13 protein-coding genes are annotated in these 12684 nt (G+C 64.2%); 12 read left to right on the forward strand and 1 reads right to left on the reverse strand.

Annotated features, from left to right (window positions below):
* Nucleotides 1-67: 67 nt before the first annotated feature.
* The 4 genes from VIK36_RS19320 (at nucleotide 68) to VIK36_RS19335 (ending at nucleotide 3860) form a co-directional block, all read left to right on the forward strand.
* Nucleotides 68-934, forward strand: a complete 867-nt coding sequence (locus VIK36_RS19320; protein ID WP_324643259.1) for a sugar ABC transporter permease — start codon at nucleotides 68-70, stop codon at nucleotides 932-934.
* Nucleotides 935-943: 9 nt separating this feature from the next.
* Entirely contained in the window at nucleotides 944-1813 is an 870-nt protein-coding gene (locus tag VIK36_RS19325) for a carbohydrate ABC transporter permease (RefSeq protein WP_420716228.1), read from the forward strand.
* A gap of 80 nt (nucleotides 1814-1893) precedes the next feature.
* A complete protein-coding gene (locus tag VIK36_RS19330) occupies nucleotides 1894-2682 on the forward strand; it encodes a ThuA domain-containing protein (protein ID WP_324643260.1) in 789 nt (262 codons plus the stop codon).
* Nucleotides 2679-3860, forward strand: coding sequence for a Gfo/Idh/MocA family oxidoreductase (locus tag VIK36_RS19335; RefSeq protein ID WP_324643262.1), 1182 nt, complete (start codon nucleotides 2679-2681; stop codon nucleotides 3858-3860). The genes VIK36_RS19330 and VIK36_RS19335 overlap by 4 nt, the downstream gene beginning before the upstream one ends.
* Nucleotides 3861-4099: 239 nt before the next feature.
* On the opposite strand, the gene VIK36_RS19340 is transcribed toward VIK36_RS19335, so the two are convergent.
* The gene (locus VIK36_RS19340) at nucleotides 4100-4381 is read right to left on the reverse strand and encodes a hypothetical protein (protein ID WP_324643263.1); all 282 of its coding nucleotides are present in this window, start codon (nucleotides 4379-4381) and stop codon (nucleotides 4100-4102) included.
* Nucleotides 4382-4627: 246 nt separating this feature from the next.
* Between VIK36_RS19340 and VIK36_RS19345 the strand changes: the two genes are divergently transcribed.
* From VIK36_RS19345 to VIK36_RS19380, 8 genes are all read left to right on the forward strand, one after another.
* Nucleotides 4628-5740, forward strand: coding sequence for a PP2C family protein-serine/threonine phosphatase (locus VIK36_RS19345; RefSeq protein ID WP_324643264.1), 1113 nt, complete (start codon nucleotides 4628-4630; stop codon nucleotides 5738-5740).
* Nucleotides 5737-7695: a glycosyltransferase family 2 protein gene (locus VIK36_RS19350; RefSeq protein ID WP_324643265.1), complete on the forward strand. Its 1959-nt coding sequence runs from the start codon at nucleotides 5737-5739 to the stop codon at nucleotides 7693-7695. The genes VIK36_RS19345 and VIK36_RS19350 overlap by 4 nt, the downstream gene beginning before the upstream one ends.
* The gene (locus tag VIK36_RS19355) at nucleotides 7695-8027 is read left to right on the forward strand and encodes an STAS domain-containing protein (RefSeq protein WP_255173429.1); all 333 of its coding nucleotides are present in this window, start codon (nucleotides 7695-7697) and stop codon (nucleotides 8025-8027) included. The genes VIK36_RS19350 and VIK36_RS19355 overlap by 1 nt, the downstream gene beginning before the upstream one ends.
* Nucleotides 8020-8445 (forward strand): ATP-binding protein, encoded by a 426-nt coding sequence (locus tag VIK36_RS19360; RefSeq protein ID WP_224023244.1) that lies wholly within the window; start codon nucleotides 8020-8022, stop codon nucleotides 8443-8445. Before VIK36_RS19355 ends, VIK36_RS19360 begins: the two co-directional genes overlap by 8 nt.
* A 167-nt stretch (nucleotides 8446-8612) precedes the next feature.
* Nucleotides 8613-9110 carry a 2-oxo-4-hydroxy-4-carboxy-5-ureidoimidazoline decarboxylase gene (gene uraD / locus VIK36_RS19365; RefSeq protein ID WP_324643267.1) on the forward strand — a complete coding sequence of 166 codons (498 nt, stop codon included), beginning with the start codon at nucleotides 8613-8615 and terminating at the stop codon, nucleotides 9108-9110.
* On the forward strand, nucleotides 9107-9445 hold the full coding sequence (gene uraH, locus VIK36_RS19370) for a hydroxyisourate hydrolase (protein ID WP_324643268.1): 339 nt from the start codon (nucleotides 9107-9109) through the stop codon (nucleotides 9443-9445). Before uraD ends, uraH begins: the two co-directional genes overlap by 4 nt.
* Before the next feature lie 82 nt (nucleotides 9446-9527).
* The gene (locus VIK36_RS19375) at nucleotides 9528-10337 is read left to right on the forward strand and encodes an IclR family transcriptional regulator (RefSeq protein ID WP_224023249.1); all 810 of its coding nucleotides are present in this window, start codon (nucleotides 9528-9530) and stop codon (nucleotides 10335-10337) included.
* Nucleotides 10338-10677: 340 nt separating this feature from the next.
* Nucleotides 10678-12612 carry a BCCT family transporter gene (locus tag VIK36_RS19380; RefSeq protein WP_324643270.1) on the forward strand — a complete coding sequence of 645 codons (1935 nt, stop codon included), beginning with the start codon at nucleotides 10678-10680 and terminating at the stop codon, nucleotides 12610-12612.
* The last annotated feature ends 72 nt before the right edge of the window (nucleotides 12613-12684 follow it).

A 12684-nucleotide genomic window follows, 5' to 3' on the forward strand; every position in this document is an offset into this window, starting at 1 on the left:
ACAGGCACCAGAAGTATCCCGCGTCCGGAACAAGAAGGCTGGCCGGAGGCGATTCTCAGGGGAGAACATGGCCAAGGTTCTCTTCGTGGTTCCGGCCGGGGTATACCTGGGGCTGTTCTTTGGCTACCCGGTGCTGAAGAACATCAGCATGAGCTTTCAGGCCTACACAACCAAGACCTTCTTCACGGGGGTTGCTCCCTGGGTGGGCCTGGACAACTACATCACGGTCTTTCAAAGCAACCTGTTCGCGCCCGCACTGATTAATACCGCGGTGTTCACGGTGGGATCGATTGCCGGCCAGTTCGTCATCGGCCTGGCATTGGCCTCGTTCTTCAGGCGCCGCTTCCGCCTCAGCAACTTCCTGCGGTCGATGCTTCTCCTGCCATGGCTGCTGCCGCTCATCGTGGGCAGCGCCACCTGGCGTTCGATCCTCGACCAGGACAGCGGGATCCTCAACCGGTTCCTCGAGGCAACAGGCCTGATCCATGATCCAATCCCCTGGCTCACGAGTCCGTCCGTCGCCCTGTCGGCAGTGGTCCTTGTCAATATCTGGGTCGGGATCCCCTTCAACGTCACCATCTTGTACGGCGGCCTGCAGGACATTCCGGAGGAGTTATACGAGGCAGCGGCGCTTGACGGCGCCACCGGATGGAAAGCGTTCCGGCACATCACCTGGCCGAACCTGAGGCCTGTGGTCAGCGTCGTTCTTGTCCTGGGTGTGGTGTACACACTCAAGGTTCTGGACATCATTCTGGGCCTTACCAACGGCGGACCCGCGAACGCTACCCAAACGCTGGCCGTCCGCTCCTACCAAACGTCCTTCGTCGACTTCCAATTCGGTGTTGGGGCCGCCTACAGCAACATTCTCATTCTCATTTCCCTGCTGTTCGCAATCATCTACCTACGCGCTAATCGGCGAGCAGTTGACGAATAAGGGGTACCAGTGACAATCACAGCACCAACCGAGCTTCGCTCTTCTGCACGGGGGACTTCGCCGGCCCCGGCCCGGGCCGCGAGCCAGGGCCTCTTCACGGGACTGGGGATCGTGTTCCTGGCCATCATGCTGTTCCCGGTCTACTGGATGATCAATGCCTCACTCCAGCCGTCCGGCAACACGCTCACGGCTGATCTCCTTCCGTTGAATCCCAGCTTTGCCGGCTACGAAACGGCGATATCCCAGCAGGGCAAGAACCTGCTGACCAGCCTCATCGTTTCTGCGGGAACAGTGCTCTTCAGCCTGGCTGTCGCAGCACCCGCCGCCTACGCCTTGGCACAGTTCCGATTCAAATGGATCAACATCGCACTCCTGGCCATCCTGGTCTCCCAGATGATCCCGGGGATCGTGATAGCCAACGCGCTGTACACCGCGTATAACGACCTGAAAATGCTCAACACCGTTCCCGGGCTGATCCTCGCAGACTCAACACACGCCATCCCCTTCGCCATCCTCATTCTGCGCGCTTTCATGATCGGCATTCCCCCTTCCCTGGTGGAGGCAGCACGGGTGGACGGCGCCGGGCTGGTAAGGGCATTCGTTTCCATCGTCCTTCCCATCAGCCGCAACTCTCTCATTACGGCGGGGCTGTTCTCTTTCCTCTTCTCCTGGAGCGATTTCCTGTTCGCCCTCACGCTCACCACCAAGCCCGATGTCCGCCCCGTAACCCTTGGCATCTACCAGTACCTGGGCTCGGAGGTATCAAACTGGAGCGCCGTTATGGCCACCGCCGTACTCTCCTCGCTGCCCGCCATCGTCTTGCTCTTGATCGCCCAGAAGTACATAGCCGCCGGGGCAACGGGCGGCGCCGTCAAGTGAGGGCCCGGCCCTCCACCCTTACTTCCTCAACAACCCTCTTGCCACTTTCCCTTTCAACGTGCACAACAGTTAGGAATGCCATGTCGGAGATCGAATCCACAGCAGGACCAGTCAGGGTCCTTGTCTGGGGGGAAAACCGCCACGAACAGCTGCAGCCGGAGGTAGCCAAGATCTACCCCGAAGGCATGCACAACACCATTCGCCAGGGAATCGAAGAAAACCTGGGCCACACCGCCAAGGTGACCACCGCGACCCTCGACGACCCGGAGCATGGATTGACAGAAGAAGTCCTCTCAGCAACAGATGTCCTGGTGTGGTGGGGCCACGCGGCGCACGCTGAAGTTGCGGACGAAGTGGTGGACCGCGTCCATTCGCACGTCCTGGCCGGCATGGGCCTCATTGTTCTGCACTCAGGGCACTGGTCGAAGATTTTTGGAAAGCTCATGGGCACCAGCTGCACGCTTCGCTGGCGCTCCGAGCGGGACCGCGAAATCGTTTGGACGGTGGATCCAACTCACCCCATCGCCCAAGGCGTCGCCCACCCGTTCATCATTCCGGAGCAGGAAATGTACGGTGAGTTCTTTGACATCCCGGCCCCTGACGAGCTGATCTTCCTGAGCTCCTTCTCGGGAGGTGAGGTGTTCCGCAGCGGCTGCACCTTCAAACGCGGATACGGGAAGATCTTCTTCTTCAGCCCCGGAGACCAGGACTACCCGGTCTACCACCACAAGGACGTCCGCCGCGTCATCGCCAACGGTGTCGGGTGGGCAAGGACTGTCCGGCCGGAACGGACCAGCCCCGTCCTCCTGCGCTACGAAACGGAAGACTTCTACAACGGGCACGGCTACAAGGGAGCGATGCAGAATTGAGCTCCTTCGCAACACTCAACGATGACAACTCCCCTGTCCGCGTGGTACTCATCGGTGCCGGGCTTATGGGCAGGAAGTGGATCTCCGTCCTGACCGCATCCCCTGACGTCCAGCTGGTGGGCTTGGTCGACATCAACCTGGCAGGGGCAAGGGAAGCATTGCGGGAAGCAGGTCTTGAAGGCGTGGCGACGGGGACAAGCCTGACGGAGGTGGCAGCAGCGACGTCCGCGCACGCTGTCGTGAATGCCACCGTGCCCGTGGCCCACCACGCTACCAACGTCGAGGCCCTGTTGGCCGGCCTGCCGGTTCTATGCGAAAAGCCCCTCGCCCCAACCGTCAGCCAAGGGCTTTCCCTGGCAGCCACGGCAGAGGTAAGCGGGCAGCTACTCATGATCAGCCAGTCCCGGCGCTACTACCGGAACCTCGCACACCTCAGGCAGCAGCTTCCATTGCTCGGCGATATCGGGATCGTAACGACCGAGTTCTTCAAGGCACCCCATTTCGGGGGTTTCCGGGAAGAAATGGACCACGTGCTGCTCGTCGATATGGCCATCCATGCCTTCGACGTTGCCCGTTATTTGCTGGACCAGGAACCCACGTCGGTCTACTGCGAGGAGTACAACCCGAGCTGGAGCTGGTATGCCGGGGACGCGGCAACCACGGCCCTGTTCGAATTCAGCGGCGGCGCGCGCTACATGTTCACGGGAAGCTGGTGCAGCCCGGGCCTGGAGACATCATGGAACGGCAACTGGCGAATCAGCGGTGCGCGCGGCACCGCAAGCTGGGATGGTGAGGGGCCGGCCCTTCTGGAGCTTCCAAGTCAGCTCCAGCCGGCTGACACGGCCGGGGTGCCGGGGGATCGCCAGGATGCCGAGGAGATTGCCGGTTCGCTGGCAGGATTCGTCAGCGCCCTCCGGACAGGCGTTACCCCTGCCAGCGAGGTGCATTCGAACGTGCTCAGCCTGTGCATGGTGGAAGCCGCAGTACTCTCCGCCGAGAAGAAGGAGCGCATCGACATCGAGCACGTCCTGGCCTCGGCTTACGAGAATGCCCTCAACGAGGAGACCATGCCGGCCGTGAAAGAAGCACTGCACGCCTGGAATTCCATATCTGGGTTGCTTCCCAACCCCGCTGGCAAAACGTCCCTGACAGCAGCCACCGGCAGCGGCAGACACTAGCAGGGCTGCGATTGCGGGCTGCCCCAATGCCTTGACCTCGCCTCGGGGCAGTCCCGCAAGAAAGCCTTGGGCTACTTCCGGCGCCAGTACTTGCCCCAGTCGACTTCCATGGCCCACAACGCAAGCAGCAGCGCGTCCATGGTCATGAGTCCCGCCATCAGGTACGACCAGCCCAGCAACAAACTCACAGCAATCTCCTGACTATCCCCCAGCCAATCGATTGCTGCTAAGTGTGGCACCTACAGGGCCGCTACGGAATGCCCTCCGCCCACAGTCTTTAAAAGGGCCTCAAGCCTGTGGTGCGCCTCGGTCTCCAGCTTGAGCCGGTGGGTGAGCCTTTCCACCTGGCGGGACATGTCCTCCCCCACCTGCAGCCGGTCCCCCGGCCAACTGGATACTTCCCGTGATTCGGCGAGCGCATGCTCAAGTTCCCGGGCAGCGGCCCGCACTTTCCGGGAGTGGAAGAGGACGCGCAGCAGCGCCCTGGCTTTGTCCATCCCGCTCTTTTTGACGTATTCCATTGGCTTCCCCGCCTTCCGCAAGCCGTACAGCCCCCGCGCGGATCGTCGTCCCACCCTGCTGCCTGGAAAGCTGCTGCCGTTCTTCGAGTGTGACCGGCGTTCCTCAACGTCCCGGCAAGCAGGCACCAAGATTTCCGCAAGATCTGCTGGGTGCGGATCAATGCATCCGGACCTGTCAGCGACGCCACCGGAACCTGTGAAGCCTGAGACATGCCCTGTGCGCCTTAATACGGTAGAAGTAGAGCTATGGTCTCTCCCTCCGAATCCCGCCGTGCGGTTGTCATCGAAGATGACCCGGACATCCGCGGACTGCTGGTCCGTGTCCTGGTCAAGCAGGGCTTCGACGTCACCCAGGCGGGAGCCGGCCTGCCGGGTGTGGAGGAGGTCCGCCGCCGCAAGCCGGACCTGGTGACGCTGGACCTCAATCTCCCGGATCTCGACGGACTCGAGGTCTGCAAGCTGTTAAGGGAGTTCTCGGACGCCTTCATCGTGATGCTCACCGCGCGGGCAGACGAACTGGACAAGCTGACGGGCCTGGACAACGGCGCCGACGAATACATCAGCAAGCCGTTCAGCCCCCGCGAGCTGCAGTCCCGGATCAATGCGCTGTTCCGCCGCCGGCCCTCCGCCGCCGCTGAATCCGCTGCCCGGGGCGAGCTGGAACGCGCCACCGAGGTGCAGCAAAGCCTCCTCCCCAAGGAGGACATCCGGGTGGACGGCTACGACGTGGCAGGCCTCTTCCGGCCCTCCCGCAGCGTGGGCGGCGACTTCTATGACTGGTACCAGACCCCTGGCGGGCTCCACCTGACCTTCGCCGACGCCATGGGCAAGGGCATGGGCGCGGCACTGATCGCAGCCACCGTCCGTGCCGTCATGCGCTCCACCGGCCTGCGCCAGGACCTCGACGCCGGGTTCGCCTCAGCCAGCAAGGCGATCGCTGCGGACCTGGACTCCTCCAACTCCTTCGTCACCCTGTTCCACGCCCGGCTGGACGCAGCGTCCGGCAAGGTCAGCTATGTCGACGCCGGACACGGCCTTGCGCTGCACGTCCAGCCCGTGGGCCCCGCGGACCGCCTCCCCTCGGGCGGGCCACCGGTGGGCGCCTGGCCGGGGACCCAGTGGCCGAAGGCAGAGCTGGAACTGGCCGAGGGCGATTCCCTGGTGGTGGTCAGCGACGGAGTCCTGGACGTCTTTGAATCGGTGGAGGACTTCACCGACGCCGTGCAGCAGGCTACGCAGGCGGCAGCCTCGGCGCAGGAAGCGACCAACTCCATCCTGGCCCTCGCCCCCGCAGAGACCGCCGAGGACGACGTCACGGTGGTCGTGGTCCGCCGGCTTCCCGAGGAGATGGCCGCGTGACCCGCTTCTGGACCCGCGTGGTGGTGGTACTCACTGTCCTGACCGGCCTGAACTACATCGCCTGGCGCTGGGCGGCGTCCCTCAACTGGGATGCCTGGTGGATCGCCCTCCCCCTGGTGGTGGCTGAAACCTACAGCCTCATCGACGTCATGCTCTTCGGCATGACGGTGTGGAAGCTGAAGATCCGCAAGGGTGCGCCGCAGCCGCCGCACGACGCCACGGTGGACGTCTTCATCACCACTTACAACGAGGACCTGGACATGGTCCTCACCACGGCGCTGGCGGCCCAGAAGATCCGGCACCCGCACAGCACCTGGATCCTGGACGACGGCGCACGGCCGGAACTCAAGGCGCTGTGCGAACAGCACGGCCTGGGCTACGTCACCCGGAGCGAGGACTGGACCAAGGACCTTCCCCGACACGCGAAGGCGGGCAACCTCAACAACGCCCTCATGGTCACCCACGGCGAGTTCCTGCTGATCCTGGACGCGGACCAGATCCCCGAGCCGGACATCCTGGAAAAGACCCTGGGCTACTTCAACAACCGCCGCGTGGCCCTGGTCCAGACACCCCAGTACTTCAGCAACGTTCCTGACAGCGACCCGCTGGGCAGCCAGGCACCGCTGTTCTACGGCCCCATCCAGCAGGGCAAGGACGGCTGGAACGCCGCCTTCTTCTGTGGCTCCAACGCCATCCTGCGCCGGGAGGCCCTGATGCAGCTGGGCCTGGTGGGCTACGTCAAGGAGACCGAAAAGAGCATCCGCCGTGCGCTGGCCGCCTCCCGGGCAGCCATCAAGCAGGCCCGGAAGTCGGCGGACGTGGAGTCACCCCTGGTGGCGGAGGTCCTGGACGAGGTGGAGGCCGCCACCCGCGAAGCCCAGGAGGAAGTGGACGCCGGCCGGCCCCTCAGCGAGGTCACCTACCGGGTCCGCCGCCGCGTGGACGCCGCGGTCCAGACCCTGGTCCAGGCCGACGTCGCAGCCCTGCAGGCGGACCTTGAGGAAATCGCCGCCATGGAACTGGCGCACGTGGGCGAGTCTGGCGTCCCGGTAGTGGCGGACGACGCAGTCCAGCGCATGGCCGCCCGTGACTGGTCGCCCCTGGGTGCCCTGGAATCCGTCCAGGCCGTGCTGGATGCGCTGACCGTGGAACGCAGCAACGAAGCCCAGCCCGTCATGCCCCTGGCCACCATCTCCGTCACCGAGGATATGGCCACCGCCATGCGCATGCACGCCATGGGCTGGGAAAGCGTCTACCACCACGAGATCCTGGCGTACGGCCTGGCGCCTGAGGACATAGCCACCATGCTGACCCAGCGCCTCCGCTGGGCGCAGGGCACCATCCAGGTGCTGCTCCGCGAGAACCCCCTGGTGCAGAAGGGCCTCAAGCTCGGCCAGCGGCTGATGTATTTCGCCACCATGTGGACGTACCTCAGCGGCTTCGCAGCGGTCATCTACTTCGCGGCGCCCATCATTTACCTGCTGCTGGGCATCCTGCCGGTCAGCAGCCTCAGCTGGGACTTCTTCATCCGGTTCATTCCGTTCATGGTGGTCAACCAGCTGCTATTCGCAGTGGCCGGACGTGGCATCCCCACGTGGCGCGGGCAGCAGTACAGCCTTGCGCTGTTCCCCACCTGGATCAAGGCATGCACGACGGCGGCCCGCAACGTCTGGTTCGGCCGGCCCCTTGGGTTTGCCGTCACCCCCAAGGCACGCCAAAGCGGCGGACCCAGCTGGAGCCTCATCCGGCCCCAGATCGTGGTGTCCATCCTGCTGGCGCTGGCCGCCGTCGTCGGAATTGCCCGTCTGGTAACCGGCCTGGCGGAACCGCTGGGCACCCTGGTCAACGTCGTCTGGGTGGTCTTTGACCTGGTGGTCATGAGCATCCTGGTCCGCGCCGTCCTCTACAAGGGGTACGAACCGGCCGCAGAACCTGCAAACAGAGAGGAATCCTGATGGAGTTCAGTTATGAGGTCAAAGACTCGTACGCGGAGGTTAAGGCGGACGGGCGGCTGAACATGGTCTCCGCGCCCAAGCTGCGCGAGTTCGTGACGGACGTGATCGCGGGTGGGTCCAACCGGATCGTGGTCAACCTGGAAAACACCGCGTTCATGGACTCCTCGGGCCTCGGCGCGCTGATCGGTTGCCTGAAGGCTGCCCGGCAGGCCGGCGGGGACCTGCGGATCGCTGCCGTGCAGCCGCAGGTGAACATGGTCCTAAAGCTGACCAGCATGGACAAGGTCCTCACCGCCTACCCCACGGCCCAGGAGGCGTTCAGCAATGACTGAGGTCCTGGCTTCGCGCAGCTTCCGGGGACCCGCTGCCGAGGACGCCATCGAGGCGGTCCACAACGACCTCGACAGCCTTTGGCTCGACGTTCCGTTCGTCAATGACATGGACCAGATGACGTTCACGACGGCGGTCATCGAGTCCGCGTCCAACATCGTCCAGCACGCCCAGCCCGCCGGGGACCGGGAGGTGGAACTGGGTGTGGAGACCACCGTGCAGCCGGCAATGCTGCAGGCACGGGTCAGCGCCTACCATGCAAAGCCGCCGTTCGGCCCCATGGAGCCGGCCGTCCCGGGCGAGGACGCAGAGTCCGGCCGCGGCCTGGCACTGATCGAGGCACTGGTGACCACGGTGACCTTCGAACGCCAGGACGGCACCAACACCTGGGTCCTGTCACGGACGTCATCACAGGACTAGGGCTCCCAACGGCTTGACAGTGCACCGCACCTGCTCTTGAATATTACGTATGCTGAAATAACAGTTCCATGATGCGGAAGCCTTGCTCGAGGGTAGGCGCCGGACTATCCGGCATCCGCATAGCCGTCACCATGGATGCCAGCATGACCCCAAGGATTGCGACCAGCATGAAGCTTGCCGAATTCAACAGCGCGGATGCCGCCGCCGCCCAAGCCATCCTCCGGCCCTGCATCGACGTCAGCCGCTGGGTGGAGGCGGTGGCCGGAGCCCGGCCCTACGCGGACCGCGACGAGCTCCTGGCGTTTGCCGCCGAGGCCGCCAGCCCCTTCACCCCGGCCGAGGTGGAAGCCGCCATGGCCCACCACCCCAGGATCGGGGAACGCCCGACGGCGGCCAGCACCGAGGCGTCCATGTCCCGTTCCGAGCAGGCCGGGGTGGACCCGGCGGATACTGCTGTCGCCGACTCCCTGGCACGCGGGAACCGGGAATACGAGGAGAAGTTCGGCCGCGTCTTCCTGATCCGGGCGGCCGGACGCAGCGCGCAGGACATCCTGGCAGCGCTGGACCAGCGGCTCACCAACTCTCCCGAAGAAGAAGACAGCATCGTGGCCCAGCAGTTGCGCGAAATCGCCGTACTGCGGCTCGAAGGAGTGATCAGCGAATGAGTGTTTCCCATGTGACCACCCACATCCTTGACACCGGCGCCGGGCGCCCGGCGGCGGGTGTCGCCGTCGTCCTTTCGAAGAACGACGCCGGCACCTGGCGTGAGCTGGCGACCTCCAGCACCGACGCTGATGGCCGGGCCAAGGACTTGGGGCCGGAGCAGCTGGAACCCGGCCACTACAAATTGAACTTCGCCACGGGCGCCTACTACGCGGACTTGCAGACGCGGACGTTCTTCCCGGAAGTGGACCTGGTCTTCGAAGTCACCGGCCCCGAGCACTACCACGTGCCCCTGCTCCTGAGCCCGTTCGCGTACTCCACCTACCGCGGCAGCTAGCGGGCCCGCAAGGGCTTCCGCGGCCCGGCTGGCCTGCCGCAATGTCACGGCCGTCACATTAACCGGCATAGGATCAGGAAGTATGGCTTCGAATAAGGAAACTGAATCCGATACCGATGCGGAAGGCGGACAGTCCGGCGGCGTGCAGTCCGTGGAGCGGGCCCTGACCGTCCTGGAGATCCTGGCACGGGAGGGACATGCGGGCGTGAGCGAAATAGCCGAGGAAATGGGGATCCACAAGTCCACCGTGTCCCGGCTGATGGGCTCGCTGGTCACCCGTGAGATGGTCCATCAAAACAGTGAACGCGGCAAGTACCAGCTCGGTTTCGGGATCCTTCGCCTGGCCAGCTCCATTCCGGGCCGCCTGAGCCTGGTCCGCGAGGCAAGGCCAGTCCTGGAGAGCCTGGCGGAAGAGTTCAAGGAAACCGTCAACCTGGCTGTCCTGCGCTCCAACTACGCCGTGAACGTGGACCAGGCGATGGGCCCCTCCACCCTGGCCACCTACGACTGGGTGGGAAGCCTGACCCCGCTGCACGCCACCTCCAGCGGCAAGGTCCTCCTGGCGGCGCTGGAGGCGGACGACCGGGACCGAATCCTGAAGGAGACGGGCCTGACTGCCCGCACCGCCCGCACCATTACCTCCCGCAAGGAGCTGGACGCACAGCTGCTTGAGGTAGTGGCCAAGGGGTACGCAGTGGTGCGGGAGGAGTTCGAGATCGGCCTGAATGCCGTGGCAGTGCCCGTCTACAACCACCAAGGCGTCGTGATCGGGGCCCTCAGCATTTCCGGGCCGGCATTCCGGTTCGACCCGGAGAAGATCCCGGGCCTGCTGGAAACCCTCAAGGACGCAGGACTCAAAGTCAGCGCCAACATGGGTTACACACGGCACTGAAAGCCCCAGAGTCAACACGTCAATGACCCCGGATCCGTTGGGACCTGGGGTCATTGCCCTTTTAACGGCGACGCGCCCCTCTTCTTAACGGCGGCCGGCCCCTCTCCGCCCGCCTGAAGAATCCCGTTTCGCCGCGCCTGGTGCCCTTGACTTTGAAAGTGACGTACAGCACTCTTGTTGCTTAGCGCGAACTCTGTTGATCTTTGCGGAACACCTCCCCCATGGGGCTTAAGGCCCTGACCCCGCTGGCGACCGGCCAGGCGGCAATCCCTCCGCGGATTGCGCTGCCCACAGCCAGCACTAAACGCAAGCCCATGGACTAGCCAAAGGACCCGCTTTCATGGCCATTAACAGTGACCTGAGCTCCGCCAAGCCAAAAGTGCCGCCTTCAGCGGACATTCCCCCCGAGCCGCTGGATACCTATCAAGAGGAAGCGGCAACAGCCCTTCCCACAGTCAACGAACATGAGCAGATCCTGGAGGAACTGCGGCAGAGCAACAGGGAACAGGCCGTCTCCCAGCGCCGCAACCGAAAGCTGACGCTGGACAAGGCGACGTTCGGCATCACCGGCGCCATCGCACTGGCGTTCGTGGCATGGGGATTCCTCGACAAGGACGGCCTGGCCACCACTTCCAAGGACGCCCTCGACTGGGTCATGGAGTACACGGGCTGGCTCTTCATGGTCCTCGCCTCCCTGTTCGTCGTCTTCGTCCTCTGGCTGGCCCTGGGCAAGTTCGGCAATATTCCGCTGGGCAAGGACGGCGAGAAACCCGAGTTCCGCACGGTGTCATGGATCGCCATGATGTTCGCCGCCGGAATGGGCATCGGCCTGATGTTCTATGGGGTGGCCGAGCCGCTGTACCACTTCGTCTCTCCCCCGCCCGGAACCGTTGACGGCCGGACCCCCGCAGCCATCCAGACGGCCATGGCCACCTCGATCTTCCACTGGACCCTGCACCCGTGGGCCATGTACGCCGTGGTGGGCATTGCCATGGCCTACGGCACCTACCGGCTGGGCCGCAGGCAACTGATTTCCGCCGCCTTCACCTCCCTGTTCGGCATCAGGACCGTAGAGGGGCCGGTGGGCAAGGTCATCAACATCCTGGCCATCTTCGCCACCCTGTTCGGCACCGCCGCATCACTGGGCCTCGGCGCCCTGCAGATCGGCAGCGGCTTCACCTCCAACGGCTGGACAGGCGAGATCGGAACACCTGTGCTCGTGGGCATCGTGGCGATCCTGACAGCGTGCTTCATCGCGTCCGCCGTGTCCGGCATCAGCCGCGGAATACAGTGGCTGTCCAACGTCAACATGGTCCTTGCGGTGGTCCTCGCCCTCATCGTGTTCGTGGCGGGCCCCACTCTTTTCATCCTTAACCTCATTCCCTCGGCGGTCGGCGACTACTTGCGCGATCTGGCCGAAATGTCCTCCCGTACTGAGGCCGTAGGCGACGAGGCACTCCGGACCTGGATGTCCGGCTGGACCATCTTCTACTGGGCCTGGTGGATTTCCTGGACGCCGTTCGTTGGCATGTTCATCGCCCGGATCAGCCGGGGCCGGACCATCCGGCAGTTCGTCACCGGCGTACTGCTGGTCCCCAGCATTGTCAGTGTCATCTGGTTCGGCATCTTCGGCGGCACCGCCTTCCATATCCAGCAGGAAGCGGACAAAGCCGGCACGCCTGGCCTGATGACCGTCACTGACGGCAAAGCAACCATCGATTTTGACGGCGCCCTGTTCAACCTTGTGAAGAACCTCCCCCTGCCCCCGTGGATGATTGCGGCCGTGATCGTCCTGGCCATGGTCCTGGTGGCAATCTTCTTCATCACCGGCGCCGACTCCGCCTCCCTGATCATGGCGTCGCTGAGCTCCAACGGCAGTTCCGACCCCAAGCGTGCGCTGGTAATTTTCTGGGGTGCCCTCACCGGTGCCGTGGCCGCCGTCATGCTGTTGGCGGGCGGTGACCAGCCCTCCGAAGCGTTGTCAGGCCTGCAGCGGATCACCATCGTCGCGGCCTTGCCCTTCGTCATCGTCATGCTGTTGCTCTGTTTCGCCATCACCAAGGACCTGCGCAGGGACCCCCTCTCCCTGCGCCGCCGGCTGGCGGACTCCGTGGTGGAACGGGCTATCCGGACCGGCGTCGAGCAGCACCGCGGTGTCCAGTTTGAGCTTGTGACCAAGCATGAATGTGCCGAAGGATGCGCCCAAGGCACAAACTGCACCGGCACGGGTCCGGACGTGGAAGAGCCGGAGCCGGAAAAGGCAGCCATGCGGTAAGCAGTGTGGAACGGATGGAGCCCCGGCGCGGGAAGCGCCGGGGCTCCATGGTTATTGCCTGCGTTGAGAGCT

This window comes from Pseudarthrobacter sp. LT1 (assembly GCF_035621795.1).
Taxonomy (GTDB): Bacteria; Actinomycetota; Actinomycetes; order Actinomycetales; family Micrococcaceae; genus Arthrobacter.